At 66.2% G+C, this 26,582-nt stretch carries 29 protein-coding genes; 13 read left to right on the forward strand and 16 right to left on the reverse strand.

Features of this window, described 5'->3' with window-relative positions; genetic code table 11:
* Positions 1–38: 38 nt before the first annotated feature.
* Complete coding sequence (locus EGD98_RS15210; protein ID WP_220589209.1) at positions 39–620, reverse strand: DUF2150 family protein; 582 nt, start codon at positions 618–620, stop codon at positions 39–41.
* Positions 621–773: 153 nt separating this feature from the next.
* Here EGD98_RS15210 and EGD98_RS15215 point away from each other — a divergent pair, with 153 nt between their 5' ends.
* Positions 774–1,082, forward strand: coding sequence for a hypothetical protein (locus EGD98_RS15215; RefSeq protein ID WP_220589210.1), 309 nt, complete (start codon positions 774–776; stop codon positions 1,080–1,082).
* On the opposite strand, the gene EGD98_RS15220 is transcribed toward EGD98_RS15215, so the two are convergent.
* A complete protein-coding gene (locus EGD98_RS15220; protein WP_328763100.1) occupies positions 1,079–2,284 on the reverse strand; it encodes a mechanosensitive ion channel family protein in 1,206 nt (401 codons plus the stop codon). The two genes, EGD98_RS15215 and EGD98_RS15220, sit on opposite strands and share 4 nt — an antisense overlap.
* Positions 2,285–2,348: 64 nt before the next feature.
* On the reverse strand, positions 2,349–3,257 hold the full coding sequence (gene pdxS, locus EGD98_RS15225) for a pyridoxal 5'-phosphate synthase lyase subunit PdxS (protein WP_220589212.1): 909 nt from the start codon (positions 3,255–3,257) through the stop codon (positions 2,349–2,351).
* Positions 3,258–3,435: 178 nt separating this feature from the next.
* Here pdxS and EGD98_RS15230 point away from each other — a divergent pair, with 178 nt between their 5' ends.
* Positions 3,436–4,209: a DUF1405 domain-containing protein gene (locus tag EGD98_RS15230; protein WP_220589213.1), complete on the forward strand. Its 774-nt coding sequence runs from the start codon at positions 3,436–3,438 to the stop codon at positions 4,207–4,209.
* Positions 4,210–4,212: 3 nt separating this feature from the next.
* Here the strand turns inward: EGD98_RS15230 and EGD98_RS15235 are convergent, their stop codons facing one another.
* The 3 genes from EGD98_RS15235 to EGD98_RS15245 form a co-directional block, all read right to left on the reverse strand.
* The gene (locus EGD98_RS15235) at positions 4,213–5,004 is read right to left on the reverse strand and encodes a hypothetical protein (RefSeq protein WP_220589214.1); all 792 of its coding nucleotides are present in this window, start codon (positions 5,002–5,004) and stop codon (positions 4,213–4,215) included.
* Between the two features lie 57 nt (positions 5,005–5,061).
* A complete protein-coding gene (locus EGD98_RS15240) occupies positions 5,062–5,874 on the reverse strand; it encodes a hypothetical protein (protein ID WP_220589215.1) in 813 nt (270 codons plus the stop codon).
* 67 nt (positions 5,875–5,941) lie between these two features.
* A complete protein-coding gene (locus EGD98_RS15245; protein ID WP_220589216.1) occupies positions 5,942–8,620 on the reverse strand; it encodes a valine--tRNA ligase in 2,679 nt (892 codons plus the stop codon).
* A 264-nt stretch (positions 8,621–8,884) separates the two neighbouring features.
* On the opposite strand from EGD98_RS15245, the gene EGD98_RS15250 reads away from it, so the two are divergent.
* The gene (locus tag EGD98_RS15250; RefSeq protein WP_220589217.1) at positions 8,885–10,237 is read left to right on the forward strand and encodes a CapA family protein; all 1,353 of its coding nucleotides are present in this window, start codon (positions 8,885–8,887) and stop codon (positions 10,235–10,237) included.
* A 94-nt stretch (positions 10,238–10,331) separates the two neighbouring features.
* Here the strand turns inward: EGD98_RS15250 and EGD98_RS15255 are convergent, their stop codons facing one another.
* From EGD98_RS15255 to EGD98_RS15265, 3 genes are all read right to left on the reverse strand, one after another.
* Positions 10,332–11,858, reverse strand: a complete 1,527-nt coding sequence (locus EGD98_RS15255; RefSeq protein WP_220589218.1) for a sodium:solute symporter family protein — start codon at positions 11,856–11,858, stop codon at positions 10,332–10,334.
* The gene (locus tag EGD98_RS15260; RefSeq protein ID WP_220589219.1) at positions 11,851–12,069 is read right to left on the reverse strand and encodes a DUF3311 domain-containing protein; all 219 of its coding nucleotides are present in this window, start codon (positions 12,067–12,069) and stop codon (positions 11,851–11,853) included. The genes EGD98_RS15255 and EGD98_RS15260 overlap by 8 nt, the downstream gene beginning before the upstream one ends.
* Positions 12,070–12,193: 124 nt before the next feature.
* A complete protein-coding gene (locus EGD98_RS15265) occupies positions 12,194–13,111 on the reverse strand; it encodes an HFX_2341 family transcriptional regulator (RefSeq protein ID WP_220589220.1) in 918 nt (305 codons plus the stop codon).
* A 148-nt stretch (positions 13,112–13,259) separates the two neighbouring features.
* Between EGD98_RS15265 and EGD98_RS15270 the strand changes: the two genes are divergently transcribed.
* The gene (locus tag EGD98_RS15270; RefSeq protein ID WP_220589221.1) at positions 13,260–14,315 is read left to right on the forward strand and encodes a hypothetical protein; all 1,056 of its coding nucleotides are present in this window, start codon (positions 13,260–13,262) and stop codon (positions 14,313–14,315) included.
* Between the two features lie 103 nt (positions 14,316–14,418).
* Here EGD98_RS15270 and EGD98_RS15275 read toward each other — a convergent pair whose 3' ends face one another.
* The 3 genes from EGD98_RS15275 to EGD98_RS15285 all read right to left on the reverse strand — a co-directional run bounded on the left by EGD98_RS15275 (position 14,419) and on the right by EGD98_RS15285 (position 15,824).
* Positions 14,419–14,688, reverse strand: a complete 270-nt coding sequence (locus EGD98_RS15275) for a DUF7571 family protein (RefSeq protein ID WP_220589222.1) — start codon at positions 14,686–14,688, stop codon at positions 14,419–14,421.
* A gap of 215 nt (positions 14,689–14,903) precedes the next feature.
* On the reverse strand, positions 14,904–15,299 hold the full coding sequence (locus EGD98_RS15280) for a YgaP family membrane protein (protein ID WP_220589223.1): 396 nt from the start codon (positions 15,297–15,299) through the stop codon (positions 14,904–14,906).
* Between the two features lie 42 nt (positions 15,300–15,341).
* On the reverse strand, positions 15,342–15,824 hold the full coding sequence (locus EGD98_RS15285) for a peroxiredoxin family protein (protein ID WP_220589224.1): 483 nt from the start codon (positions 15,822–15,824) through the stop codon (positions 15,342–15,344).
* A gap of 242 nt (positions 15,825–16,066) precedes the next feature.
* Here EGD98_RS15285 and dnaG point away from each other — a divergent pair, with 242 nt between their 5' ends.
* Positions 16,067–17,380 (forward strand): DNA primase DnaG, encoded by a 1,314-nt coding sequence (gene dnaG / locus EGD98_RS15290; protein WP_220589225.1) that lies wholly within the window; start codon positions 16,067–16,069, stop codon positions 17,378–17,380.
* Here dnaG and EGD98_RS15295 read toward each other — a convergent pair.
* Positions 17,377–17,799 (reverse strand): GNAT family N-acetyltransferase, encoded by a 423-nt coding sequence (locus EGD98_RS15295; protein ID WP_220589226.1) that lies wholly within the window; start codon positions 17,797–17,799, stop codon positions 17,377–17,379. The two genes, dnaG and EGD98_RS15295, sit on opposite strands and share 4 nt — an antisense overlap.
* Entirely contained in the window at positions 17,796–19,139 is a 1,344-nt protein-coding gene (locus EGD98_RS15300; protein ID WP_220589227.1) for a DUF92 domain-containing protein, read from the reverse strand. Before EGD98_RS15300 ends, EGD98_RS15295 begins: the two co-directional genes overlap by 4 nt.
* A 541-nt stretch (positions 19,140–19,680) precedes the next feature.
* Here EGD98_RS15300 and EGD98_RS15305 point away from each other — a divergent pair.
* Entirely contained in the window at positions 19,681–20,289 is a 609-nt protein-coding gene (locus tag EGD98_RS15305; RefSeq protein WP_220589228.1) for an undecaprenyl diphosphate synthase family protein, read from the forward strand.
* Positions 20,290–20,595: 306 nt separating this feature from the next.
* Complete coding sequence (locus tag EGD98_RS15310) at positions 20,596–20,808, forward strand: hypothetical protein (RefSeq protein WP_220589229.1); 213 nt, start codon at positions 20,596–20,598, stop codon at positions 20,806–20,808.
* 7 nt (positions 20,809–20,815) lie between these two features.
* On the opposite strand, the gene uppS is transcribed toward EGD98_RS15310, so the two are convergent.
* The gene (gene uppS / locus EGD98_RS15315; protein ID WP_425433353.1) at positions 20,816–21,745 is read right to left on the reverse strand and encodes a polyprenyl diphosphate synthase; all 930 of its coding nucleotides are present in this window, start codon (positions 21,743–21,745) and stop codon (positions 20,816–20,818) included.
* 93 nt (positions 21,746–21,838) lie between these two features.
* Between uppS and EGD98_RS15320 the strand changes: the two genes are divergently transcribed.
* From EGD98_RS15320 to EGD98_RS15330, 3 genes are all read left to right on the forward strand, one after another.
* Positions 21,839–22,033, forward strand: coding sequence for a cold-shock protein (locus EGD98_RS15320; protein WP_008312646.1), 195 nt, complete (start codon positions 21,839–21,841; stop codon positions 22,031–22,033).
* A gap of 2 nt (positions 22,034–22,035) precedes the next feature.
* Positions 22,036–22,230, forward strand: coding sequence for a cold-shock protein (locus EGD98_RS15325; RefSeq protein ID WP_220589231.1), 195 nt, complete (start codon positions 22,036–22,038; stop codon positions 22,228–22,230).
* An 83-nt stretch (positions 22,231–22,313) separates the two neighbouring features.
* Entirely contained in the window at positions 22,314–22,724 is a 411-nt protein-coding gene (locus EGD98_RS15330; RefSeq protein ID WP_220589232.1) for a DUF5778 family protein, read from the forward strand.
* A gap of 7 nt (positions 22,725–22,731) precedes the next feature.
* Here EGD98_RS15330 and EGD98_RS15335 read toward each other — a convergent pair whose 3' ends face one another.
* Positions 22,732–23,016 (reverse strand): DUF7577 domain-containing protein, encoded by a 285-nt coding sequence (locus EGD98_RS15335; RefSeq protein ID WP_220589233.1) that lies wholly within the window; start codon positions 23,014–23,016, stop codon positions 22,732–22,734.
* Positions 23,017–23,099: 83 nt separating this feature from the next.
* Between EGD98_RS15335 and ahbB the strand changes: the two genes are divergently transcribed.
* From ahbB to hemA, 3 genes are read left to right on the forward strand one after another with little or no spacing between them, the layout of a single operon-like run.
* On the forward strand, positions 23,100–24,161 hold the full coding sequence (gene ahbB / locus EGD98_RS15340) for a siroheme decarboxylase subunit beta (protein WP_220589234.1): 1,062 nt from the start codon (positions 23,100–23,102) through the stop codon (positions 24,159–24,161).
* Entirely contained in the window at positions 24,161–24,808 is a 648-nt protein-coding gene (locus EGD98_RS15345; RefSeq protein WP_220589235.1) for a precorrin-2 dehydrogenase/sirohydrochlorin ferrochelatase family protein, read from the forward strand. The genes ahbB and EGD98_RS15345 overlap by 1 nt, the downstream gene beginning before the upstream one ends.
* Positions 24,805–26,139, forward strand: a complete 1,335-nt coding sequence (hemA, locus tag EGD98_RS15350) for a glutamyl-tRNA reductase (protein ID WP_220589236.1) — start codon at positions 24,805–24,807, stop codon at positions 26,137–26,139. The genes EGD98_RS15345 and hemA overlap by 4 nt, the downstream gene beginning before the upstream one ends.
* Positions 26,140–26,582: the final 443 nt, after the last annotated feature.

Consider the following 26,582-nt stretch of genomic DNA (forward strand, 5'->3'; position numbering starts at 1 on the left):
CGGTGCCAGTCCGACCAGCGCTGGCAGCGACAACGCGGTCAGTCTTCGTCTTCTTCGACGACTTCCGGGTCCGAAAGCGCCGTCTGGAGGCTGTCCAGTCCGTTGACCCACTCCGAGACGAGGCCGTATTCGAGGTCCTCGACGACCTCCATCGGCAGTTCGTCGCCGTCGATGATTCGCGTGCCCGCCTGGACACAGTAGCCCAGGGCGGCATCGAGGTCTTCCTCGGCCTCGGCGTCGGCGGCCGCACCGACGTAGTCGGTGACCGTCGCGTCGCTCGCGACGCCCTCGGCGGTGTACTCCTCGGCGGCGTAGAAGACACAGACCAGCGAGGTCTGGACGCCGTCGATGAGCATCAGCGTCTCCTCGTCGTCTATCTCTATCTCGTCGAGGACAATCTCCCGAACCCCCGCTAGCTCCGACAGCGCGGTCTCCTCGTCGAGCTCACCGTCGTCGTAGTCGGTGAGTATCTTCGCGACCGCGATGGCGGCGTCGTCCTGCAGGTTCAACAGGAGTCGAGCCGAGTCCTCGTCTTCGGGGTCGATCCCCTCGTTTTCGATGCGGTCGAGCCAGTTCTGCCAGCGTTCGTCTGTGTAGTACTCCCCCGGCGGCGTGCTCATATCACCCCGTACGTGCGCCTGGGGATAATAGCTTCGACAGCCAATTGCGCCCGCAATCAGGGTCGTAACCGCACGACGGGACTGGGGCTTTCCCGTTCAGGCTCCCCGGGGTCGATGCGGATATTTATCAGCCCACAAACAGTATGGTGGTGTATGGCACACAGCGGTTCCACCACCCGCCAGGCCGGCCGGCTCGACCCCGCGTTCGTCGGTCTCGTCCTGACGCGGCTGGGCGCTGGCATCATCGCGCTCACTCTGCCAGTGGCTACGGGAGCATTCGCCGGAGTGCTCCTGACCGCCGGTTCGCCCGCGGTCGGGGTCGCGCTCGCGCTGCAAGCGATGGACGGCTCGCTGCTCGGTGGCTTCGGGCTGGCCTGGCTGTTTCACGTCGCGACCCTCGCGGGGCTCTGTGGTTGCTGGGTGCTCGGTGCCGGACTCCTGCTTTCGGGACTGTACGACTAGTCCTCCGAATGCACGCCGCGAGGTCGCTCGGTCGCCGACGACTCGTCGCGCACGGTGAGCGTGCGCTGTGGGAATGGGATATCGATGTCCTCCTCGTCGAACGACGACTTCACCGCTCGCACCACGGCGGAGACGGCCCGCCACTTCCTGGGCGGCGTCGGGTGGTCGATCCAGAACCGCAGCTCCAGCACCACTGCGGAGTCGCCGAAGGATTTGGGGACGACCTGTGGCGGCGGTGAGTCGACGACGTCGCTGACGCCGACCATCGTCTCGCGGGCCAGCTCCCTGGCCGCGTCGACGTCGGTGTCGTAGTCGACGCCGATATCCAGCGTCAGGCGAAGCAGCCCCTTCCGGCTCCGGTTGGTGATGGCGCTGTCGCTCACCCGGTCGTTGGGGAGGACGACGAACTCACCGTCGAAGTTCTCCAGGCGCGTGTTGAAGATGGTGATGTCGGTGACGATACCCTCCTCGTCGCCGATGGCGACCCAGTCACCGATGGTGAAGGGTCGCGAGAACATCAGGACGAAGCCGGCGATGAGCGACCCCAACGTCTGGCGGGCGGCAAAGCCGACGACGATACCGAGGAAGCCGGCCCCGACCAGCAGGCCCCCGATATTGATGCTCCAGACCGCGAAGATGGTCGCGCCGACGACGACGAAGATAGTGACCTGCCCGACCCGCAGGAGAATTTCCTCCTGGTGCTCGGTGAAATCCGAGAGCGCGGTGCTAAAGCGGTCTATCCACCGCTGGAGCTGGTCCGACGCGACGAAGGCCAGCATGATGAGTACGATCGTCTGTATCGTCGGGACGAGCGTCGGGTCCCGATCGGCCAGAAACGGCCGGAGCGCCGCTGCCACGTCCGTGATTCCCCAGACGACCAGAAACGAGACGACGACGACCGACACCACCGTGAACTGCGCCATCCGGAGCAGGAGTCCGCGGAACGTCGTCGGCGTGTACGCCGCCATCGTCTGGAGCCAGCTGCCCGACCCCGCTCCCATCCGCTCGATTGCAACCGTTCGAAGCCGCGAGAGCACCGCCGGAATCACGACGACGGTGACGAGCAGGACGGCAAGAAGCAGCGCCGTCGCGACGACCCGGCCCTGGCTTGTGGCCAGCCCTTCGAGTGTCTCCTGAAACGCTCTGATGAGGTCCAGCAGCCCCTCGTTCGCGTCGGTCGCCGCGGTCTCCGTCTGCTGCACACTCTCAGTCACTCACCGACGGACTTGGTTCTTCGTCTTTCGAGAGGGCGGTCGAAAACCCGGCTCAGACGCCGCGGCCCTGCAGCTTCTCTTCTTCGGGGAGGTCGGCGTTCGCGTCGCCTTTCATCCCCTTGCCGACGTTCTTGCTGATTTCGGTCAGTTTCTCGGGGTCGTCCCAGTTGTTCACCGCTTCGACGATTGCCGTGCCCATCGCCTCGGGGTCCTCGGCACCGAAGATACCCGAGCCGACGAAGATGCCGTCACAGCCGTGGTGCATCATCAGCGCCGCGTCGGCCGGCGTCGCGATGCCGCCGGCGGCGAAGTTCACGACCGGCAGCCGGCCCATCTCGGCGGTCTCGTGGACGAGGTCAGCGGGCGCCTCGTGCTCGCGGGCCCACTTCTCTCGCTCCTCGTGGCTCATCCCTTCGAGCTTGCGAATCGACCCCTTGATGTTGCGCTGGTGGTGGACGGCCTGGTTCACGTCGCCGGTGCCGGCCTCGCCCTTGGTTCGAATCATCGCCGCACCCTCGTCGATGCGACGCAGGGCTTCCTGGAGGTTGCGCGCGCCACAGACGAACGGGGCAGTGAAGTCCCGCTTGTCGATGTGGTAGCGGTCGTCCGCCGGCGTCAGGACCTCGCTCTCGTCGAGCATGTCCGCGCCCGCGGCCTCCAGAATCTCGGCCTCCTTCGTGTGGCCGATACGGGCCTTGCCCATCACCGGGATAGAGACCTCGTCGATGACCGACTGCAGCGAGGCGGGGTCGGCCATCCGCGCGACGCCACCGCGCTTGCGGATGTCCGCCGGGACGGCTTCGAGGTTCATCACGGCCACCGCGCCGACGTCCTCGGCGATACGGGCCTGTTCGGCCGTGACGACGTCCATGATGACGCCGCCCTTCTGCATCTTCGCGAAGCCGCGCTTGACCAGGTCAGTACCGCGGCGGAGTTCCTCCAAATCGGTAGCTTCAGGCATTACGCCGGGCTTAGGACTGGATTTACTTAACGCGTGTCCTTCCACCGCTTGCGGTCGGTTCTGGCTGTAATTTCGAGCCGGGGCTTTCTGGCTCTCGGAAGCAATTGCTGTTGCGGTACACACTACTGCAACCACCACAACCGCTAGGCGTTTATCATCGGAACCCACACGGGGAGGTATGTCGGTCGTACGCCGGACTGGCGAGCGAATCGAGTCGGTCGTCGCCCGGTACTTCGACGCGCCGCTCCCCGAGCCTGAGGGGCTGCCCCGCTACGTCGCGCCGCTGCCCGAGTGGCTCGAGAACGTCGGCCTGCGACTCGCCTGGCCCATCGCCATCGTCAACCTCGTCGGGACGCTGTTTGGCTTCTGGTACTACGCCGGCCAGCCGCTGAATCTCTCGCCGCCGCTGCTGGGCGGGCAACTGGGTGCGGCCACGCCACTGGCCTATCCGCTCATCCCGGACTCGCCGGTCGCGACGCTATTCATCGGCCTTTCGTTCGCGGCGTGGAAGCTCGACTGGGACCTCCAGTGGCTCCACGCGCTGGCTTTCTTCGGCTGTATCAAGCTCGGACTCTGGACCCCCTACGTCCAGCTGGTCATCAACGGCAGCGAGGGCATCGCGCCGTGGCTCTACTGGTTCCTGATTCTCTCGCACCTGGCGATGGCCGTCGAGGCCTTCCTCATCCACCGCTACGCACGGTTTTCCGTCCCGGCGGTCGCCGTCGCCGCCTTCTGGTACGGCTTCAACGACGTGGTTGACTACTTCGTGCCGGTGCTGGGCGGCCCACACCACACGTGGCTCCGAGGTGAGCCGTTGCTACCGGGGCCAGGTATCCAGTTCGACCACACCGTCCTGGCTCACGACCTCGCGGCGGGGTGGGCCGTGTCGCTGACGATTCTGGCGACGTTTCTGGCGCTCGCGACGCGGGTCGAGAAGGCAAAGCGGGCCTGACTGTCAGAGCCGCGGGACGTGGTCGTCGAGCACCCCGACGACGCGGTCACGGTCGTCGATTCGGCCCCCGTCGTAGACGAGGTCGCGGCCGAACTCCGTCGCGATTCTGAGCCGCTCGTCGGTCGCCTCGTAGCCGTATATCTCCACCCAGGGCGTCCGGGAGCGGTCGAACGGGACCACCCAGCAGACGTACCGTGTGGTAGCCAGCCCGTCTGCTGTCAGTCGGACCACTGACCGGGTCCCGGGGAGGAACACGGCCAGAAAGAGGCCGCCGAAGAGCCAGCTGGAGGGGTCAGACTGGACGGCGCCGCGGTAAAACGCGTAGCCGGTGACCGCGAGTACGCCCACGTCGGCGAGCAGCTTGAGCCACCGCCAGCGGCCGTCGGCGACGCGCCCGCTGTCTGTCGTCCGAGGAAGCACCGCCAGCGTCTCATCGCTGTCGGTGGGTTCGCCTGGCTGGTCGCCCCGGATCAGCACGGCCCAGCCGACGATAGCGAGAAACGCACTGCCGATGGCGAACTGGTAGCGCCCGCCGGCCCCGCTCTGTATCCCGGTCCAGGTCACCCAGGCCACGAGCAGCCCCACTGGGAACCCCAGGACCCCTGCCGTCCCCTCGCGGCCCAGTAGCCGGGTGCGTGTCACCAACAGCCCACCCGCGACGATACCAAGACAAAACCCACCGACTGCGGCGGCAGCGGCCGCGTCCAGTGGGACCGCGGCCAGCAACGTAACGGCCGCGGCGGCTCCGGCGACGTATGCGCCACCCCCGAGCGCGGCCGGTGGTCGACCCTGCATGGCTGGTGGCTCACTGGGGCGGAAAATAAAGGTGCGCGGTCGGCGGTCGTCGGCGTCTCATCGTTGCTCGGGAACGTACTCTTCCAGCGCGCTGCGGACGCGTGGCAGGTCGTCGATGTCGCCGGTGTCGTAGCTGAAGTTGATGCCCTTGTCGATGGCGATAGTGAGGGTTCCGTCACGCACGCTGTAGCCAGAAACCTCCTCCCAGGCGGTAAACTTGGTGCCGACCTGGCGCGAACTGATGTAGTTCTCGGAGAGCAGTCCCGATTCGGTGATGCGGACTCTGTAGGTCGTGTCGGTAACCGTCAGGAGCAAGACCGGGAGGGCGTAGACGACGAGGAACGGGTTCGAACCGGTGTAGGCCAGCCAGCCGAACAGGCCCACCGCAGCCAGTGTGCTGACAGCGCCGAACAGTTTCAGCGGCCGCCGATACCGCTCAAGGCCGAAGATACTGATGCTGTCTGTCTCTGGAAGCACCGCTAGTGTCTCCCCTCGGCTGTCGGCCGCGGCGCTCTGTGCGTTCTGGCCGACCTGCACGACGCTAACCCAGCCGAGGAGTGCGAGGAATATCCCGGCCATAGCCGGCCAGAAGCGCCCTCCTGAACTGCCTTCGACAAACGTCCACGCCGCCCAGGCGATGAGGACGAACATCGGCAGGATGGTCCCGACAGTCCGGAGACGGTGTTCGAGGTGGCCGGCGACTTGCTCGACGGGCAGGAGCCTGTATCCGACTGCAGCGCCAGCCGCCAGGCCCACGACCGCCGTCCCAGCCACCGGCGCCGCGGCAGCACCCGCGAGCACGGCGACGACGGCCGCTGTCGATCCGACGAAGACGGCACTCCCCAGGACAACGATCCGTCTATCGGTCATGTTCGGCTGCTGTTGCCACGTGATAAAAAAACGTCAGGTTCGGCGCCAGCCCCGAATTCGGCTCTCTCTACCGAACGACGACGACGGCGCTTTCGGTCTCGGTCATCTCGCCCTCGCCGGAGTAGGTCCGGGTCTCCTCGACCTCGAAGAGGTCGGGGCCGAGTTCGAACTCGTCTGCGACGACCAGCCGTTCGCCGTCTATCTCGTAGTCTCCGGACTCGATGCCGGCGTCGATGGCGCCCACGTCGCTGCCGAACTCCGGCCCGACGACGGAGTAGTCGAGGTCGATGCCGCTTATCTCGGTCGTGATGTCGGGGGCGTCCTCGAAGACGTCGAGCGTCTCGACGTGCATCGCCTCGGCGACGGCGGCTTCGAACCCGTCGACGTGGCCGTACACCTCGACGTGTTCGAGGTCGGCGTTCAGCGGCAGGCCGTTCTCGGTCTTGTATCGGCGCAGCGCGGAGACGACCTCCATGGCCGTCTCGCCGGCCGCGAGGTCGGCCTCGTAGCCGCCCGCGACCGGCCAGTCGGTGGTGTGGATGGAGTCGTCGGCGTCCGGGGCGCTGTAGTCCAGTCGCTCCCACAGCTCCTCCGTGATGTGCGGGAGGAACGGGGCAAAGAGCTTCAGGAACGTACGGTGAGCGGTCAGCAGCGTGTACTCGGTACTGGCATCGCCACCGTCGCTCAGGCGCTGTTTCGCGATTTCGAGGTAGTCGTCACAGAACGTGTTCCAGAAGAACGACCGCAGTTCGTTGCGGGCCTTCGAGAAGGCGTAGTCCTCGAACTTCGCGGTGATGGAGTCGATGGTCGCGTCCAGCTCGGCAAGCAGCCACCGGTCGACGGCCGAGAGCTCGTCGGGTTCGGCTGGGCGCTCCGCGGGAGTGAGGTGGTCGACCAGACGGGAGGCGTTCCAGAGTTTCTGGAGCAGGCGCTCCCCGGCTTCGAGGTCGCCCTCTTTGTACGGGAAGTCGTCGCCGATGGAGGTGCCGGCGGCCCAGTAGCGGGCGGCGTCGACGGGGAAGTTCTCGAGCACCTCGCTGGGCGGGATGACGTTGCCCTTGGATTTGGACATCGCCTCGCGGTTCTCGTCCAGCACCATCCCGTTTATCATGACGCTGTCGAAGGGGACCTCGCCGGTGTGTTCGTAACACTTCACGACGGTGTGGAACAGCCAGAACGAGATGATGTCGTGGCCCTGCGGGCGGAGGTCGAAGGGGTAGAGTTCGGGGTTCTCCCAGGCGAAGTCCTCGGCCTCGCTATCCCAGTCCCAGCCGGCGTTGACCAGCGGCGTCAGCGAGGAGGTCGCCCACGTGTCGAAGACGTCCTCTTCGGGGGTTAGCTCGTCGTGGCCACACTCCGGACAGCTACTCACCGGTGGGTCGTCCGAGAGCGGGTCGACCGGCAGGTCGGCCTTCTCGGCCATGACCGGTTCGCCGCAGTCCTCGCAGTACCAGACTGGGATGGGGATACCGGAATCGCGCTGGCGGGAGATACACCAGTCCCATTCGAGCCCCTCTATCCAGTGCTGGTAGCGGCTGAGCATCTTCTCCGGGAACCAGTCCATCTCCCGGCCCGCTTCGAGGTACTCGTCTTTCTTGTCGAGCATCTGGATGTACCACTGCTCGGTGACGAGATACTCGACCTCGACGCCACAGCGCTCGTGGACCTGGACGGTGTGGTCGTGGTCGCGCGATTCCAGCAGGTACCCTTCCTCGTCTAAGTCCTCGACGATGGCCTCGCGGGCCTCGTGGGTACTCATCCCCTCGTAGTCGCCGGCGACCTCGGTCATCGTCGCGGACTCGTCGATGGCCAGCCGCAGGTCGAGGTCGTGGGCCTGGTACCACTCGATGTCGTTCTGGTCGCCGAAGGTACAGCACATCACCAGCCCGGAGCCGGTCTCCATGTCGACGCGCTCGTCGGCGATGATGGGGACCTCCTGGCCGAACAGCGGGACCCGAGCGGTGCCGCCGACGAGGTGCTGGTTCTCGTCGTCGTCCGGGTGGACGAAGACGGAGACACACGCCGGGAGCAGTTCGGGCCGGGTCGTCGAGATTGTGAAGGTCTCGTCCCACGTGATGGGGCCGTCGCCGTCGGCCACGAGGTCGAAGGCGATGTCGTTGAACTTCGTCGCCTTGTCCTCGTCTTCCTGTTCGACCTGTGAGATGGCGGTCTCGCAGTCGGGACACCAGATGGTCGGCGCGCGCTGGCGGTACTCCCGGCCCTTCTCGTAGAGGTCGAGGAAGGACAGTTGCGAGGTGCGCTGGACCTCCGGTGCGATGGTCTTGTACGTGTTGTCCCAGTCCACGGAGATGGCCAGGGACTGGACGTCCTCGGTGAACTCCTCCTCGTAGGTCGCACAGACCTCGCGGCATTTCTCCTGGAACGCCCGTCGCTCGAAGTCCTGGTGGCGGATGTCCAGTTCCCGCTCGGTCAGGCGCTCGGAGGCGATACCGTTGTCGTCGTAGCCGAAGGGGAAGTAGACCGTGTCGTCGGCCATCCGGTGGTAGCGGGCGACGAAGTCCTGGAGGGTGAACTGGTAGAGGTGGCCCATGTGGAGGTTGCCCGACACCGTGGGTGGGGGCGTGTCGATGGAGAATCGGGTGTCGGCGTCGCCGTCGTAGGCGTACGTGTCTTCGGTCACCCAGTGGTCCTGCCACTTGGACTCGATGTCTTCGGGGTCGTACTCCCCGGTTAGCTGGTCGTCGGCTGGCGGTTCGTCGGTCGGTGGGTCCTGTGTGTCACTCATGTCGAATCTGCAGTCTGCGGGTAGTCGAAAAACGGTGCCGGCGTCGAGGGGTGGAGTTAGTGGGGCGTGGGGACCCCTACGACGGGTACGAGAAGGGTCGGACGGTCTGCTCGACGCGCCATTATCTGCCTATGGGCCAACCGGGGGCTAAACGACTTCGGTTTTCACCGGGCTCGGCACCGGGGTTCGCCGCTCCGGCGTCTACCGTGTGGCTGGTTCCCGTGGCAGGGAAACGACTAATTACTACCCTCCGGAAGCGGGGGCATGACAGCCGAGCCGTTCACGCTCGCGGCGACAGGGGACGCCATCATCGGTCGCCCGGTGACCGACCGAGTCGGTGACGAGCGGTTCGACGAGCTTTGCTCGGTGCTCTCGGCTGCCGACGCGGCGCTCACCCAGGTCGAACCCGTCGTGGTCGACGACGACTGTCTCCACGCCTCGCTGCCACAGGTCACCGACCAGTACCACTCTCCCTCGCCGTTTCCGGGGGCCATCATGGGCACGTCGCCGGCCTGTCTGGACGAACTTTCGGCGATGGGGTGCAATCTCTTCACTGCCGCGTCGAACCACGCCTACGACTTCGGTCCGGGCGGGGTCCGGTGTACGCTCTCGTCGATGCGGGACCGCGAGCAGACGGTGGCGGGCCTCGGCGAAGACCTGACTGTGGCGCGGTCGCCGTCGTATCTGGAGACGCCCGGCGGTCGGGTGGGGCTCGTCGACGCGACGACGAGCGTCCCGCCCGGCGGCGAAGCCGGTGTCTCGACGCCCGCTTTCGACGGGCAGGCCGGCGTCAACCCGCTCCACGTCGAGTGGACCTACCGCGTCCCCGAGGCGCGTCTGGCCCAGCTACGCGAGATAGCTGCGGAGGCCGGAATCGAGGCGGTCAAAGGGGAGTGGCTCCGCCGGACGAACCCCGACTGGGCCGACGACGACGCCTACTACTTCATGCAGATGCGCTTTGCACCCGCGACTGAAGCGCAGCCGCCGGGCATCTACCAGACGCTCGTCCGCCGCGACCGGGACGCGGTGCTGGCGGGCGTTCGCGAGGCGGCCGCGAACGCCGACCGGGTCGTCCTCGCGCTCCATGCCCACCAGTCGGCCGACGGGAACCGGAACACGAGCGCGCCGCCGCCGTTTCTCAGACGGTTCGCCCGGAAGGCCGTCGACATCGGGGCCGACGCCGTCGTCGTCACCGGCCCCCACACCCTCCGCGGCGTCGAGATACACGAGGGGCGTCCTATCTGCTACTCCCTCGGGAACTTCTGTTTCCACGAAGAGACCGTCTATCGCGTACCCGACGCCCCAGAAGATGTCACCGACGACGGTGTGCCGGACGTCCGCGGCGACAGCGCCGGTGAGGACGCCGATGGGTCACACGACGTCGACAACTGGCGCTCCGTCGTGCCGGTCTGTGCGTTCGACGCCGACGGCGGACTCTCGGAGCTGACGCTCTACCCCTGCACGCTGGGACCCACTGCCGACCCGCCGCGGCGGGGGACCCCAGCTCTGGCGACCGGCGACACAGCTGACTCGGTTCTGGACACCGTCGAACGGCGTTCGGAGCCGTTCGGGACGCGGATACGGCGTGACGGGAACGTCGGTGTGGTCGAACTCTAAGCGCGGTCCGTCATACGGTCAGTTGGAAGCCATCGCCGGGATTTGCCGGACCCGCTCCGGCAAAATCACCGGCACATCGTTACAACCGACCGTATCAGTCACTCTCGACGCCGGAGACGGCGTAGGCGGTCCGGTCCTCGGTCGCGGCGGGCGCGGTCACCAGCGAGACGGTGACCGTCAGCAGGGCGCCGACGAGGATACCGACGATGCCCGGCGTCCAGCCGAGATACGCCGCGGGAAGAGCGAGGTCCGCGCCCACCAGTCCCGAAAGCGCCGAGACGACGGGGAAGACGTGGAGCCCGTAGAACAGCTGGCTTCCGACGACGCCGGCGAACATCCCGCTCTGGGTCGTCCCGCGCCAGTACAACGCCAGCGCGACCGGTATCGTGAGCTGTGCGAAGCCGCTGAAGGCGGTGTCGCCGATCTGGACCAGCGTCCCCGGCGTGTAGAGGCTGGCGACGAAGGAGAGGGTTGCGAACACCACGACGCCCACGCGAGCGACGAGCGTCTCCCGGCGGTCGGTCCGCTCGTCGCTTTCGTCGTCGCGCCCTGTCAGTGGCCGGTAGAGGTCCCGTGTCAGATACGACGACCCCGACAGCAGCATGGAGTCACTGGAGGACATCATCGCGGCCATCGCGCCGGCGATGACCAGCGCGGCGAACCAGGGCGGCGTGTACTCGCCCAGTATCGCGGGGATGACGTTCCCGCCCTCCGGGACGGTGACGCCGAGCCCGGCCGCCCAGGCGCCCAGCATGAACGCCGGGACAAAGAGGAGCACGACGAGTATCGGCCACAGCGCGAACGTTCGCTTGAGGACTTTCTTCGATCCGGCGGCGAAAAAGCGCTGGTTTATCTGGGGGAACATCGTCACGCCGAAGGCGATGCTCACCGCCGTAGAGATGATATACTGGGGCGTGTAGAGCCCGCCGCCCAGACCGAGGAACTCGGGGTTGCTCGCCCCGAGCGCGGCGGTCGCTTCGCCGGCGCCGCCGACGGCCGAGAGGACCCACGCGAGTGCGACCCAGACGAGCGAGAGCATAAAGAGTCCCTGGAGCGTGTCGGTCCAGGCGACCCCGCGCATCCCCGAGAGCGTGACGTACAGGACCATGAACAGGGTGATACCGCCGGCGCCGACCCAGAACGGGACCGCGCCGCCGGTGAGTCCGACGATAGCCTGGCCCGCGCCCTTCTGCTGGAGCATGACGTAGGGAAACAGCCAGAAGAGGCTGACGGCGGCGACGACGATTCTGAGGGGTCTGGAGCCAAAGCGGTCGCCGAGCATCTCCCCCAGCGTCACGTAGCCGTGGCGCTTGCCGACGAGCCACTGCTTGTACCCCAGCACGTACCAGAGGACGGCGAAGATGATGCCGTCCATCAGCCCCATGACGAGTATCCACTCTGGGCCGGCGCTGTAGGCGAGGTTCGGACCGCCGAAGAACGTAAAGGCCGACAGCAGCGTCGCGAAGGTCGTAAACAGCAGGACGACGGTCCCGAGCGTGCGGCTCGCGAGATAGTAGTCCTCGGCGGTGCGGTCGGTCAGGCGATATGCGACGACGCCGACCGCGAGCGCGACGACCATGTACGCGCCCACGATGCCCAGTTGCAGCGCCGTCTCAGCCACGAGGCTCCACCTCCTCGACGCCCAGTCCCCAGCCAGTCCGCGCGAAGACGGCAAAGACCACACTGGCCAGCGCCATCCAGCCAACGTGCCACCAGAGCCACACCGGGAGACCCAGGGCTGTCTGACTGGCTCCCCAGAGGAACCACGGCACGGCGAGTGCCATCAGCACCAGCGCGACGACTGTCCAGCCGACGATTCGAACGGTGCTCATTCTAGCTCTGTCTAACGGTTGTCGCTACTAATGCGTAGTGTTTCTTCACACAGTTATTCTGAAGAACTATTCTCTTCAGCAAATCGGGCGGGCAGCGCCGTCCGAGACGAACCGTCGCCGGCAGTCAGGGCAGCTCGGCATCGCCGCGCTCGCGGTCCTCCGCGGAGTGTGCTCTGACCCATAGCTCGCCGATACGCGACAACTTCGTCCGGTAGGACTTCCCGTGTTCCTCCTGTTCGATGTACCCCTTCCCGCCGGGGCCCAGCCGGTCGACGTTGTAGATGACTTTCGAGCGGAACGAGTCGGTGTACTCCTCGCCCATATCCCGGGCCAGCGCCTGGGCAAGTTCCGAGACGGACTCGAACTCGCCGTGCTCGCCCAGGGTAAAGAGGATGACCTCCTCGAACGGTTTGACGTTCGAGAAGGAGGCCACGGGGAGTTCGACGATGTGTGAGCCGTCTATCTCCTTGGCGCCGATGGTCGTCCCGCGCTCGTCGAACTCGGAGAGCAAGGAAAGCGCCGTCGACAGCCGCTCGTCGACGCGGTCGTCGACGGCCTCGCCGGACTGTAAGTCCTCCAGCAGGGCTATCTGCTTGCGTAGCTCCTCGGCGAGTTCGGTCTCTAAGTACTTCTCGGGGACCGTGTAGTAGGTGTGGATGCGTTCGCGGTCGCCCTCGCGCTCGACCATGATGGAGTGGGAGGCGGTCGCGAAGGCAAACGAGACTGTCCGTGGCATCGCGGAGACGTTGACCCACACCTCGCTGCCCGAGTCCAGTTCGGCGTTGATGAGGGCGAAGGCCTGCTCGAAGGCCTCGTCGTAGTCGTAGACGTCGGCGACGACGACCCGCTCGGTCTCGGCCCCGAGCAGGTTCTGGTAGTCTTTCTCCAGTTTCTCGGCGAGGTTGCGCGAGTACTCGACGTTGGCTTCGGACCCGACCGCCCCCTCCAGCAAGATGACGCGGTCCACGTCGAGTTGCTCGCGCACCAGCGGCGCGATGAGCCGGTCGTAGTCGAAGCCGACCGGGACGATGTGGGTCTGCATACGCTACAGTTCTTCGGGGCGGTTAAATAATGTCCCAGTTCGCGTACCGGCGGGGACGCTGTCGCTCCCCCGGCGGTCGATATCCACGCTCGTCCGCGCGACTCGGGGAAAACGTTAGTGTACGGGGTCGAAATGGATAGATAGTGAAATGGACGACAACGAGCCTTCCGCCCGAGAGGACGGTGTAGCGAGACCCACCCGGCGGGATGTCTTGGGTCTCTCTGCGGGGGCAATTGTGACTGGGGGAGCCGGCTGTCTCGGGAGTGAGTCCGACGATATGGATGCGACAGCAACGAACGTCTCGGACGCGGGGGCAGGTCCAACGGAAACTGCTGCGGGAGGAGCGCAAATAGAAGCCCTCCACGCTTCCGACATCAGAATCGGGGACGAGAGCCAGGATGTCAACGTCCGACTTTCTGGTACAGAACCCGCCGAAGAGAGGGACCTGTACGTGGATTTAACGAGTCTAACCGAGACGAACATCGACACACAAGGGCTCGGCATCGTGGCAGAAACCTCGTCCGTGTCTCCCGGCTGGCTGGTCGCAGACGCTGCGATTATCGACAGCGCCGGTATCGTAGTTCGCGTGACTGTTGCCCGTCAGGATGTAGATGGGGCAGCGGACTTCGCGACTGTGAATATCGCTGTGACCGGTCTCCGTACCGAAGCGGTCGAACAAATGGTGGGTCTCGAACACGCTGTGACGCTCTCCATGTCCGCCGGTGGGCCCGACTTTACCACTGGGAAAACAGATACCTACGACGTGATAGACCCGGACGAAATAGAGAACGTGCTTCGTGTCCGGCCGTCGGACATCCGCATCGGGGAGACCGCACAGCAGGTCGGTATCGTCGTCGAGCGTGCGACCGACGAGATAGCGCTCAGACTGGCTCTCGCCCCACTCCGTGAGGTAGATGTGGATATCGGTGGTGGAGGCGTTGTCGTTGAAGAAACCAGCGGCGAACGACGGAACGACGAGGGTGAGGTCGATATCGAAATCACCGAGACTGCCGTTGTCGATGGTGTTGTCCAGGTGGGAATCACGACCACGGCCGATACGCTCGCCGTAGATATCCTGATAACGGGTCTGGACACCGACGAGGCCGAGGCGACGAGCGGGATTACGTACCCGGTCTACACCGGAGAGCGGCCGGCTGAAAGAGCTGAAAGTCGCTCGTTCAGCATCTCAGGGGCTACCGTCTGACCGACGGACGAACTCCTTCGCGTTCTCCGGTGGGCCACGCTGGCGCTACAGTCTGGACTGGTGGGTGAGTCCGGAAAAACGAACCGCGATCGCAGCTGCTCCGTCAGCTCGACGCCGCGTCGGCGACCCAGCCGGGGTCCTGTCCCGTCTGTTTGAGTAGGTCCGCGCGACACGCCGGGCAGTAGTCCGGCGTCTCGCTCACTGTCCGGGGGACGTACACTGCACCGTCACACTCCACGCACGCATCCTCGACGATGGTGGTACAGTCGACACAGAGGTTGAAGTCGTCGACTGTCAGCTCCCGCAGGGGTTCGAGTTGTTTATCCAGGATGTACTCGTCGATGACCGCCTGACAGTTGTGGCACGGTTGCATAACGATCCGGTTTGTTCCATGGGACCATGTCACAAGTATCTACCGACCCGGGCAACGACTGCGACCGGACTCGCTCGTGCGGTGTTGCTATGACCGAGCTTCGGACCACGGCTCATCCACAAACACGTCTCTGAGGACCGCAACCGGTAGAAAAATGACCGATGAGAGACTGACTCTGCTCGAGCGATGGGACGTCGACCGGTTTGGCGTCCCGATTACGCGCAGCCGTCGTGGACGATATCGTCGTCCGCGTTCGGACCCCGTGACTGGCCGGGGACGATAGGGTCGCCACAGGCAGCACAGGTGAGCTGGTTTCGCTGCTTCTTCTTGCCCTCGGCTTCGTCAGATGGGCCGCTCGTCGGGTCGTCGGACTCGTCGAACTCGATGCTGACCTCCTCGCTCTCGCCGGTCGTATCGACGTCCAGGGCGTCGTTGACGCCACAGTAGCCGGTGGTAGCGTTGTACCCGAACCCCAGCGCGCCGACGCCGGCCAGCAGGCCGCGCACACGTTTTCCGCTACGGAGCCAGCGAACCGATACGATACTCAGCACGGCAGCCAGGAGGAAGCGAACGAGGCGGTCGCGGCCGCCGACGTTCTTCGTGTCGTCCATACCCGAACGTCGGCCCGGACGCCCTTGTAGGTTGGGCGCCCGCTACTGGGCGAAGACGTCCTCGAAGTCGTTTCGGACGAAGTATCGTACCCAGTTGCCGTAGGTCCGGTCGGCCGGGTGGTCGGCCACCTGCTCGTAGCGAACGACGCCGTCGGTATCGATTACGTACGTCCCGGCGATGCCGGTGCGGCCGTGGCTCGTCTCCTCGGTGCCGCTGTACTGCTCGGCGACCTCGCCGTCGGGGTCGGCCAGCAGCTGGAAATCCAGGTCGAAGCGGTCGCGCATCTCGACCAGCTCCGGAACGGGGTCAGTGACCACGGGGAGGATGTCGACATCGTCGTTGAACCAGAGGTCGTAGGCGACCTCGCTGAAGGTCTGTAGCTGTTCGGCACAGAAGCTACACCAGTGGCCGCGGTTGATGAGCACGACGACGGGCCCGTCTTCGCGGCGGTCGGCAAGCGACACTTCGCCGCCGGCGGTGGTTTCGAGTGTGAACTCCGGTGCGTCTTCGTTGTGAAGGGACACACGCGTCCGTCGGCGGTTGCGCGGGATAACCGCTTGGCGGCTGTGTGGTGGGGCGGACGTTCCATCGGGGTGACCGGTCCTCCCAGCGATGCCCGGACGCCCGGACGGCCGTCGCTCGCGGACAGGACCCGCTGGCGATAGTCCCGCAGCCAGGTGGGCAGGTTATTTGGGCCGTCGTCGCCTACGTAACCATAGTCGCAGTGGGCCGTCGCCGGCGTTGTGCGACGGAACCGGAGACAGCAATGGACGAGACAGCAAAGTATCTGATACACGCGGAGATAACCGCCGCCGGCGTCGTCGAGCGCAGCGACGTCGTCGGCGCGGTGTTCGGTCAGACGGAGGGGCTGCTCGGCGACGAGCTCGACCTCCGTGACCTGCAGGACTCGAAGAAGGTCGGGCGCATCGACGTCGATATTCGCTCCGAGGGCGGCAACTCCTACGGCGATATTACGGTAGGAAGTGGGCTCGACAAGGTCGAGACGGCCATCCTCGCGGCGGCACTCGAGACCATCGAGCAGGTCGGACCCTGCAGCGCCGAAATCGTCGTCACGGATATCGAGGACATCCGGAGTGCCAAGCGCCGCACGGTCGTCGAGCGAGCGACGGAACTGCTCGCCGACTTCGACGCTGACGCTGTCCGGACCGAGGACATCGTCGAGACGGTCCGCCAGCGGGCCCGCGTCGAGGACATCACCTCCTACGAGGGACTCCCGGCTGGCCCCCGGGTGGCGGACTCGGACGCCATCGTCGTCGTGGAGGGCCGAGCCGACGTCCTCCAGCTCCTGAAACACGGCGTCAAGAACGCCATCGCCGTCGAGGGGACCGACGTCCCCGAGGCCGTCGCGGCCCTGACCCGCGAACGGACCGTCACGGCCTTCCTGGACGGCGACCGCGGCGGCGACCTCATCTTAGAAGAGCTTTCCCAGGTCGGCAAGCTAGACTACGTCGCCGTCGCGCCGCGTGGCCGCTCGGTCGAGGACCTCCCGTACGAGGCCGTCATGTCCGCCTTGCGGGAGAAGATTCCCTACGAGACCGTCGCCGACGCCGAGAGTCCCGCGGCCGCCTTCGACGCCGACGGTGGCGGCGAGGAGTCCGTAGCACTCCAGCCGGGTGCCGGAGAGGGCGACGCGGCGACCGCCGTCGCCGGCGTCGAGGGCGAGTCGACGGCGGGGGCGGCCACCGCCGGGGGCCGCCCCGATACCACGTCGGAGCCAGAGGAGTCAGTGGAGACGGCCGAGGAGAGCGATGTGGACGCCGACAGCGCCACCGACACACCGACTGTCCTCTCGGACCAAATCGACGCTGTCATCGGGACCGACAGCGACACCGTCCGCCTGCTCGACGCGGAGCTGACCGTTCTCTCGGAGGGCAACGCCACCGAGGCGGTGTCGCTCATCGAGGGCTGTGACCCGCCGCCACAGACGGTTGTCCTCGACGACATCTGCAGCCAGAAAGTGCTGGACGTCGCCGCCCAGCGCGGCGTCGAGGTCGTCGTCGCCACCGGTGACGGCGAGTACGTCAAACAGCCCACCAGCGTGCAGGTCCGGACGGTCTAGAGCTCCCGGACCAGCAACACGCCCGCCCCGCCGTCGTCGTAGTGGTCGGGCAGATCGCCCTCAACGGTGAACCCGAAACTTCCGTAGAACGACCGCACGCGCTCGTCGTCCGCACGAGCGGTGAGGCGCACCGTCTCGAACCCGCCTGTCCGCAACTCCTCGAACAGCGCCGACAGCAACGCCGAACCGTGGCCCTGGCCCTGCAGTCCGGGGGCGACGGCGAGTTCGGCGACGTAGGCGACGGGGTGGTCCGGGACCGTCAGCGTGTAGGCGATGGGCCCTTCGCCCTCGTCGAGAACCAGCACGTGGGGCGGGCCGTCGATGGCGACTGCCAGCAACTCGGGCCAGGGGTCGTCGAGGGCAGCCGACTGGATGGCTCGCAGGCGGGACTCGTCGGCATCGACGGCGGCACGAATCATATCAGACTGGTCGCCAGCGCCGCGCCGACGCCGGTCAGGGCCGCCGCCAGCGTCGCCAGCGTGTTGACGCCCTGGTTGCCGACGACGGTGCCCTCGACGGTGGCGCCGAGCACGCTGTCGACGGTCATCCCGACGAACCCACAGCCGACGATGAGCGCGGCGCCGGTCGGGCCGACGACCTCCAGGGTGGCCGCGGCGATGCCGGCGATAATGGCGGCGCCGACGAGCCCGGCGACGATGCCCTGCCAGGTAACGCCGCCGTCGGTGCCCGGTTCGACGCGTTCGAAGGTCGTGATGAGCCGCGGGTTGTCGTACAGGCCGCCGAACTCACTGGAGAAGGTGTCGGTCATGGCGGCGGCGACGGCGCCCGCGAAGGCATAGAGGAACAGCGTCGGTTCGACCGCGAGGTGGGTCGGGCTGGCGGCCCACAGCAACACCGCGACCAGGGCGACGATGGAGTTTGCGAGCACGTTCCCACTCCCGCGGGCGCCCTCGTTCTCCTCGGCGATGCCCCGGTCCTGTTTGGCCTCGTACTGGTACTTCGTCGAGAGACCACCGAGCCCGAAGAAGGTGATGAGCATGGCGAACCAGCCGTAGCCCCCGAGCACGATAGTGAGCAGGGAGAGCAAGACGCCGGTCAACATCCCCGGGAGCGAGGCCGTATCGAGCGCGTAGGCGATGTAGCCAAGCACCGCCGAGACGCCCAGTGCGACGAACACGCGCCCGGTCCCCGCGCCGGGGTCGAGTTCGAACAGGAGCCAGAGCAACAGGCCGACAGACAGCACCACGAGCGGGTCGTCGCGCTCGAAGAGGACGGAGCGAAACAGCGCGGCGACCAGGGCACCGGTGCCGGCCAGGAACAGGGCAGTCGGGAGTGCGACGCTCCCGGCCCCCGTCCGGGCCGCGATGATGGCCGCGGCGGTCCCACAGGCGAAGCCGGTGACGACGAAGCCGGCCGTCGCCACCACCTCGTCGCTGTGGAGCCGATGGGCCACGCGCTGGCCGAAGTTGCCGTAGGCGACGATGACGACGGTGGCGACGAACACCCAGACCGGCAGGCCGAACTGTATCGCGAGGAAGGCCAGACTGGCCGCCGCCAGCGCGAACGCGGCGAGCCCGTAGAGCCGGCCGTCCTCGTAATCGCCCGGCCGGGCGAAGATATCGAACATCGGCGTGTCGGGGCCGATGGCGAACATGGCGAAAAAGGCGACCACGAGGAAGGGCGCGGTCGCGGCGACAGTCGCGACGGCGGGCGATGTGAGCCCGGCAGCGACCGGCACGGCAAAGGCCAGTGTGCCGACCGCGGCGAACGCGCCCGCCCGTCGGACTGTGGTTGTCACGTGCCGCCGGTATCCCCGAGAGGCACTTACTCTTTCCGAACTTCCCGGGCTAGGAACTGTTTGTGATTCTGAACTGAACGCTGTCAAGAGGCGGAACATCCCTGCGACCGCGTACAGCATCATGGACAGCCAGAAAGCCCCGCTTGGCTCCGGTCGAGGGCTTCGCTGCGCGCGCTCGCCCCGCTCGCGTGCTTGCGTCAGCCGTCTTCCCGGAGCCAACCGCCCCTTTCAGTCCCACCCGCACTGTTTGACCAACCGGCTACGGGTGGGACTGAAAGGGGCGACCTGTTCGACGGCGTTCACGAGAGCGAAGCTCTCGTGCAGCCCATCAGAAATCTCCGATTTCTGAGGACGGCGGGCGAAGTAAGCACTGGACCGAGCGAACGGAGTGAGCGAGGGAAGAGCACAGCGAGCCCCCCGAGTCGAACAGGTCGGGGCTTTCTGGCTGTTCGCACTGCTGTCACTATTCTTTCCGGTGAAGGTGTCCGGGACTGCTTCGAGGACCGTGAGCTTTAGGCGAGCGGTCGCTGTAGCGGTGAGCGTGGGTCTGTACGAACGGTATCTCGCGCTCCGACTCCGGCGGAGCGACGCCGACCTCCCGGAGACGGTCGCCGTAGTCATCACCGAGCGGGACCTGCTGACCGACGGAGCCTACACCACCCTGGAGCGCTTTTTCGAGTGGGCAGTCCGGCACGGCGCCGAGACGGTCGTGGTCTACGTCAGCGTGCTGGACGAGGAGGTGGTGCCGACGCTCCGGCGGGAGCTGTCGGACCTCCGTGCGCCGACCGACGTCGCCGTCCGCGGGCCCGGGGACCAGCGGGCCGCCGCCGCGCCCATCCAGATTTCCATCGGACTCGGGGGTCAGTCGGAGTTCGCGACGGCGGTCCGCAAGCTCGCCGAGGCCGTCGACGCCGGCGAGCTCACGCCCGAAGACATCGACGAGGCGGCCGTCGAGGAGCATCTCGTCTTCCCGACGGCGCCAGACCTGGTCATCAAGACCGGCGCAGAGCGGCTCTCGGATTTCATGATATGGCAGTCGGTGTACTCGGAGCTGTATTTCACCGACGTGAACTGGCAGAACTTCCGCCAGCGGGATTACCTGCGGGCGCTGCGGGATTATCAGGAACGCCAGCGGAGATTCGGCCGATAGGCCGAAGCATGCTGACCTCCGGTCAGCAGCGGTTTGGCCGGTGAGCGCAGCGAGCCGTCCAAACGCCGAGAGACGAATTTTGTGAGTCTCTCGGTAGTTCGGTCGATAGACCGAATCCTACTGAGCTTCGCTCAGGAACGGTTTGGCCGGTGAGCACACCACGCCGTCTTACCGCCGATACGTGAACGAGGTGCGGTTCTCGGTTGTTCAGTCTCCGGCTGGGCTGGAGCGAACACGGCCACCCGAACGGCTGTCCACGGATAGCGACGGGAAATCGTTATCCGGATAGCGGCCGCGGCTCCGACTGTGGCCCGTCTCCGACCGCTCTACCGTCGCCTGGACGCCTGGGTTCGGAACCGCTCGCGGACCGGATACGCTTTGCTCGGGGGCGTGACCAGCGGGACGGCTGTGTTGCTGCTCGGCTGGCTCCTGGCCGAACCGGTCGTCTTCGAGGCCGTAACGATGGCTGTCACGATGGCCGTCGTCCAGTACGCGATGTATCCAACCGAGGCGGACTGAGCGGCGCTCAGTCGGCCACCGGCTCGATGTCGTCCTCGACGGCCGCCCGTTCCTTGCTCGGCAGGGCGTCACAGAACCGACCCAGGACCTGCCGTGCCTTGGAGAGCTCGGCGTCCTCGACGGCCTGGACGAGTGACACAGCGCGACGGGCGCGGGTGGTGCGCCAGGAGGCCTCGCGGTTCTGGTAGGTCCGAATCGCCCGAAGGAAGTCGATTTTCCGGAATTCGGGCCAGTAGGGCGTACAGAAAAAGGTCGCGGCCTCGTTGCCGTTGGCGTGCCACGGGAGGAAATTCGAGGTGCGTTCGTCACCGCCGGTCCGGACGATGAGGTCTACGTCGCAGGTAGGGCCCTCGTAGAGACAGCGTTCGACGGTGTCGGCGTCGATGTCCTCGGGGTCGAGCTCGCCGGCGTCGACGGCCTCGGCGATGTCACGGGCCGCCCCGAGCAGCTCGGCGCGGCCGCCGTAGGCCAGCGCGACGTTGAGGTTGAGGCGGTCGTACTGCGCGGTTCGCCGTTGGGCGTAGTCGATGGCTCCGCGGACCCGCTCGGGGAGCATCTCCGTCTCGCCGATGGCCCGGATACAGACCTCGGCCTCGTGGACGCGGTCGGCGTCGGCGAAGTTTCGGAGTTTCTCCTCGACGAGGTCGAAGATGTACTCGCGCTGTTCCTCGGGTCGGTCGAAGTTCTCGGTCGAGAAGGTGTACAGCGTCACCTCGTCGATGTCGAGTTCGTCACACCAGTGGAGCATCGCCTCGGTTGTCTCGGCACCCTCGCTGTGGCCCTGGGTCGTCTCGACGCCCTGCTTGCGGGCGTAGCGTCGGTTCCCGTCCATGATGACCGCGACGTGGCTGGGTGTTCCCGATAGTTCCCGCTGTAGCAACCGCTCGTAGGCCGCGTACCCCCACCGTTCGATCCGCTCTCGCATCACCCGAAGCATATCAACGAGCCGATAAGGCGTTTGTGGCTTGGGCGCGGGCGTGCGAACCGCCCACATAGATTTATTAGGCGCGGGTGAGAACTCGAAAGCGCAATGGCGACCGGTACGGTAGACTTCTTCAACGACACTGGCGGATACGGCTTCATCGACACAGAGGACTCCGACGAGGACGTCTTCTTCCACATGGAGGACATCGAAGGTCCTGACCTCGAGGAGGGGCAGGAAGTCGAGTTCGAAATCGAACAGGCGGACAAGGGTCCGCGCGCGAAGAACCTCACGAGGCTATAACGATGGCGACAGGCAAAGTCGATTTCTTCAACGACACCGGCGGGTACGGCTTCATCGATACCGAGGACGCTGACGAGGACGTCTTCTTCCACATGGAGGACGTCGGCGGTCCAGACCTCGAAGAGGGTCAGGAGGTCGAGTTCGACATCGTCCAGGCCGACAAGGGGCCGCGAGCCGAGAACGTAACGCGGCTGTAGCAGCGAGAGTCAGAGACGCGGGCTCGTTCGAGCCCGCCCCACCAATCCGAAGCCCATTAGGACGTGCCCGGCAAGCCACGGGTATGAGCGACGGCGACGCACTCGACGAGGACCTCTATCGGCGAACCAAGCAACTGCTGGAACCCGGTGAGATACAGCTCAACGGCGCGGTGGTCCATACGGAGTACGACAACAGCGAGGAGATAGAGATGATGCAGGCGACCATCGACGTCGGCGAGATAATCGCGGAAGGCTACGGGATGGACCCAACCGACACGTTCGTCTACTCTGGCAGCGACGACCCGCAGTTCTCCTCGAACCAGCACCAGGGGCTCACGCTGGACGACGAGGAGTTCGTCTGGGAGTGCCAGCAGCTGCTGCGCAACGGCTCGTTCGACCTCGTCTTCTACTACGAGGCCAGCGCCGACCACGAGGCCATCCTCGACGCTATCGAAAACGACGGGTTCGCTGTGACGGGCGTTCGCGGGGACTAGTACCGCGTCAGTCGGGGAGCCGTTCCTGGCAGTTGTGGCAGTAGGTGTAGTCGGGGCCGTTGGCGGCGCCACAGATGCCACAGCTGGTCGCTTCGACGGCGGCCTGCTCGAAGTAAGCGTTCAGCTGGCCGGTGTCGGGGCCCGTGCGCTGGCCGCTGAACTGCTCGACGAGCGTGTCGTGGGCGGCGTAGTCCATGAGGCGGAACATGAGGACGAAAAAGAGCGGCGCACCGACCAGTACGAAGCCGTAGACCAGCAATCGAACGGCCAGCTCCGTGGTGGAAATTGCCACATCTCTCCTAGGGCGGCCAGCGTCGTAAAATTTGCAGGCTCGCTCCCGCGCCGTTTTTATTCGCCGAGTCCTGACCGTCCCCTATGACTGACGAGCTCGGGCGGGTAGACCGCGCGATTCTCAACGCCTTCCAGGGGGGGTTCCCCGTCGTTTCCCGGCCATTCGAGCCGGCCGCCGCGGCACTGGCCGACCACGATATCGACATTACGGGCGCGGAGCTGCTCGAACGGGTCCAGGACCTGGACGAGCGGGGGGTGCTCAGCCGCTTTGGCGCGCTCATCAACGCCGAGGAAATCGGCGGGACGGCGACGCTGGTCGCGACCCACGCTCCCGAGGACAGCTACGACGACCACGTCGAACTCGTCAACGCCCATCCGGAGGTCGCCCACAACTACGAGCGCGAACACCCCTATCTCAACATGTGGTTCGTGCTCAGCGTGGTCGACGAGGACCGCGTCGAGGAAGTACTGGCCGAGATAGAGGCCGAGACCGGCGAGCCGACCTACAACTTGCCCAAACAGCAGGAGTTCCACGTGGGAGCGAAGTTCCCCGTCGAGGGGCCACAGACCCAGGCCGTCGACTGCAGCGACGCCGGCCCGGCCGTCGAGCCGACCGACCACCGCTCCCTGACGCCCGAGGAACTCGACCTCGTGCTGGAGATCCAGGGCGGGCTCCCCATCACCGAGACGCCCTACGCCGACGTGGCCGACGCCATCGGTGCCGACACCGAGTGGGTCATCAGTACTATCAAGCGGTTCAACGAGGAGGGGAAGGTCCGCCGCGTGGGGGCCATCCCGAACCACTACGCGCTGGGCTACTCGGAGAACGGGATGACCGTCTGGGACGTGCCCGACGAGGTCATCGACGAGGTGGGGCCGGCCATCGCCGAATTCGACTTCGTGACCCACTGCTACGAGCGCCCGCGTCACGAGGGGGTCTGGCCGTACAACTTCTTCGCGATGACTCACGGCCGCAGTGAGGACGAGAGCGAGCAGCGCATCCAGCAGGTCCACGACCGGATGACGGAGTTCTGGGACGTCGAGGAGGACGACTGGGACACGCTGTTCTCGACGCGTATCCTGAAGAAGACGGGTATCAGACTGGACGAGCGCGCGGAGGCCAACGCCGACGCCGCTGGGGACTGATGATTCCGCTCCTCCACGACTTCACGGGCGAGACGGTGCTGGTCTTCGGCGGCGGGCCGGTCGGCGCCCGGAAAGCCCGCCGCTTCGGGGCCGAGGCCAGCGTGGTCGTCGTCAGCCCCGACTTCGCCGACCGGGACTTCGGCGCGGCCGAACTCGTCCGGGAAGCGCCCGACGCCGACGGCGTCAGGACGTGGGTCGACCGGACCGACCCGGCGCTGGTGGTCGCGGCCACGGACGACGCCGAGCTGAACGCGGTCGCTGAGACCGCCGCCCGCGAGCGGGGTGCCCTGGTCAACCGCGCCGACGACCACGGCGAGCAGGACGTCGGTAACGTCGTGGTCCCAGCCACGGTCCGGTCGGACCCGGTGGTGATGGCCGTCGCCACGGGCGGGCACTCGCCCGCGCTCTCGAAACATCTGCGGGAGTCGTTCGAAGACCAGTTCGCCGACGCGGGAGAAATGGCCGAACTGTCCGGAAAGCTCCGCGAAGAGTTGAAGTCCACTGACATGACGCCAACAGAACGTCGTGATGCGGTCAGAACGGTGGTCAGATCCGACGAGGTTTGGAAGGCTTTAGATAGTGGCAGGTCCAAGGCACGACAAGTAGCAGCAGACGTGATTGGATACCAAATGGGTGATACGTCGTGAGACAGGATAACGGGGTTATCGTCGGCGTGTGTGTGAGCCACGAGCACGCCAGCGTCGACCAGCTGGAGACGGCCGCTGCCGACAGCCAGCGCCACGCCGTCGAGTCCCTGCTCACCGAGCCCGGCATCTCGGAGGCCTTTGCCCTCCAGACGTGCAACCGGACCGAGGGGTACGTCGTCGCGCCGGACCACGAGACGGGTCTGGAGGCACTGGAGCTCTTCACACGGGCCGTCACCGACGAGGTCGTCGTCGAGATGGGCCACGAGGCCAGCCTGCGCCACCTCATGCGGGTCGCGGCCGGCCTCGAATCCATCGTGCTGGGCGAGGACCAGATTCTCGGCCAGCTCCGGGACGCCTACGAGGACGCCCGCGGGGTCGGCGGTATCGGAACGCTCCTCGAGGACGGTATCACCAAGGCCATCCACGTCGGCGAGCGCGCCCGGTCGGAGACGGCCATCAACGAGGGGGTCGTCTCGCTGGCCTCGGCCGCCGTCCGGCTGGTCGACCGCGAGTGCTCACTGGAGGGGGAGACAGCCCTCGTCGTGGGTGCCGGCGAGATGGGCCAGCTAGCAGCGAAAGCCCTCGCCGAACGAGTCGACCGGGTTATCGTCGCGAACCGCACGGTCCCACACGCCGAACACGTCGCCGAGACCGTCGACACAGAGGCCAGCGCGGTGGCGCTCGACGCGATAGAGGCCGCCCTCGCTGAGGCCCGCGTCGTCGTCTCGGCGACCGGGTCCAACGGCCAGGTGTTCGACGTGGGCGCTTTCGCCGACGCGGGCGAGACGGCCGTCGTCGACATCGCCCAGCCCCGTGACGTGCCTGCGGGGGCCGACCGGCTCCCCTCCGTGACGGTGTACGACCTCGACGCGCTGGAGTCGGTGACCGCCGAGACCAGGCAACAGCGCCAGCGGGCCGCCGAGGCCGTCGAGGCCTTAGTCGACGAGGAGTTCGACCACCTGCTGACCCAGTACAAACGCAAGCGGGCCGACCGCGTCATCTCCGCGATGTACGAGAGCGCCGAGCGGGTGAAAGCGGCCGAACTCAACACCGCGATGGCTCAGGCCGACTTCGACGAGGGCCAGCGCGAGGTGCTGGAAGCGATGGCCGACTCCATCGTCTCCCAGCTGCTCGCGGCCCCGACCAAGAGCCTGCGCGACGCCGCCGAGGAGGACGACTGGGAGACCATCCACACCGCGCTCGAACTGTTCGACCCCGACTTCGGGCCCGAACCGCCCGAGTTCGTCGAGGGGATGAACATCGAGGACATCCCAGAAGGGATGCGCGACGACATCCCCCCGGCAGTGCTCGAACAGCTGGCCGACGACTAGCTGTAGCCGGTGTTTCCTTTGACGCGAGTGGACTCCCTCTGAACAGCTATAGATACCCTGAAACTACCGGCAGCTACACTGCCGACAGCCAGAAAGCCCCGCCGGTCTGGACTCGGGGGACTCGCTGTCGTCCGAGAGAGCGAAGCTCTCTCGTGATGAACGAAAGGCGTTGTGCGCCTTTCGAACCACGCGCGCTCACTTCGCTCGCGTGCTAGCGTCGTCCGCCTTCGTCCAGACCGCCGCCCCTTTCAGTCCCGCCCATGCTGGCTGACCAACCGGCTACGGGTGGACTGAAAGGGGCGAACCGTTCGACTCGGCGGGCGAAGTAAGCACCGAGGGAGCAATGCGACCGAGGCGCGCAGCGAGCTCGTTCGAAAATCTTCGATTTTCGTGATGACGAAAGACGGCTTTGCCGTCTTTCGAACCACCCCCGAGTCGAACGG

Origin of the sequence: Haloarcula salinisoli, assembly GCF_019599405.1 — an archaeon.
GTDB lineage: Archaea > Halobacteriota > Halobacteria > Halobacteriales > Haloarculaceae > Haloarcula > Haloarcula salinisoli.

Excerpts from the sequence above, each read along its gene's own strand:
- EGD98_RS15210 (WP_220589209.1), bottom strand. The coding sequence starts at position 620 with ATGAGCACGCCGCCGGGGGAGTACTACACAGACGAACGCTGGCAGAAC.
- EGD98_RS15215 (WP_220589210.1), top strand. The coding sequence starts at position 774 with ATGGCACACAGCGGTTCCACCACCCGCCAGGCCGGCCGGCTCGACCCC.
- pdxS (WP_220589212.1), bottom strand. The coding sequence starts at position 3,257 with ATGCCTGAAGCTACCGATTTGGAGGAACTCCGCCGCGGTACTGACCTG.
- EGD98_RS15230 (WP_220589213.1), top strand. The coding sequence starts at position 3,436 with ATGTCGGTCGTACGCCGGACTGGCGAGCGAATCGAGTCGGTCGTCGCC.
- EGD98_RS15235 (WP_220589214.1), bottom strand. The coding sequence starts at position 5,004 with ATGCAGGGTCGACCACCGGCCGCGCTCGGGGGTGGCGCATACGTCGCC.
- EGD98_RS15240 (WP_220589215.1), bottom strand. The coding sequence starts at position 5,874 with ATGACCGATAGACGGATCGTTGTCCTGGGGAGTGCCGTCTTCGTCGGA.
- EGD98_RS15245 (WP_220589216.1), bottom strand. The coding sequence starts at position 8,620 with ATGAGTGACACACAGGACCCACCGACCGACGAACCGCCAGCCGACGAC.
- EGD98_RS15250 (WP_220589217.1), top strand. The coding sequence starts at position 8,885 with ATGACAGCCGAGCCGTTCACGCTCGCGGCGACAGGGGACGCCATCATC.
- EGD98_RS15260 (WP_220589219.1), bottom strand. The coding sequence starts at position 12,069 with ATGAGCACCGTTCGAATCGTCGGCTGGACAGTCGTCGCGCTGGTGCTG.
- EGD98_RS15265 (WP_220589220.1), bottom strand. The coding sequence starts at position 13,111 with ATGCAGACCCACATCGTCCCGGTCGGCTTCGACTACGACCGGCTCATC.
- EGD98_RS15270 (WP_220589221.1), top strand. The coding sequence starts at position 13,260 with ATGGACGACAACGAGCCTTCCGCCCGAGAGGACGGTGTAGCGAGACCC.
- EGD98_RS15275 (WP_220589222.1), bottom strand. The coding sequence starts at position 14,688 with ATGCAACCGTGCCACAACTGTCAGGCGGTCATCGACGAGTACATCCTG.
- EGD98_RS15280 (WP_220589223.1), bottom strand. The coding sequence starts at position 15,299 with ATGGACGACACGAAGAACGTCGGCGGCCGCGACCGCCTCGTTCGCTTC.
- dnaG (WP_220589225.1), top strand. The coding sequence starts at position 16,067 with ATGGACGAGACAGCAAAGTATCTGATACACGCGGAGATAACCGCCGCC.
- EGD98_RS15295 (WP_220589226.1), bottom strand. The coding sequence starts at position 17,799 with ATGATTCGTGCCGCCGTCGATGCCGACGAGTCCCGCCTGCGAGCCATC.
- uppS (WP_425433353.1), bottom strand. The coding sequence starts at position 21,745 with ATGCTTCGGGTGATGCGAGAGCGGATCGAACGGTGGGGGTACGCGGCC.
- EGD98_RS15320 (WP_008312646.1), top strand. The coding sequence starts at position 21,839 with ATGGCGACCGGTACGGTAGACTTCTTCAACGACACTGGCGGATACGGC.
- EGD98_RS15325 (WP_220589231.1), top strand. The coding sequence starts at position 22,036 with ATGGCGACAGGCAAAGTCGATTTCTTCAACGACACCGGCGGGTACGGC.
- EGD98_RS15330 (WP_220589232.1), top strand. The coding sequence starts at position 22,314 with ATGAGCGACGGCGACGCACTCGACGAGGACCTCTATCGGCGAACCAAG.
- ahbB (WP_220589234.1), top strand. The coding sequence starts at position 23,100 with ATGACTGACGAGCTCGGGCGGGTAGACCGCGCGATTCTCAACGCCTTC.
- EGD98_RS15345 (WP_220589235.1), top strand. The coding sequence starts at position 24,161 with ATGATTCCGCTCCTCCACGACTTCACGGGCGAGACGGTGCTGGTCTTC.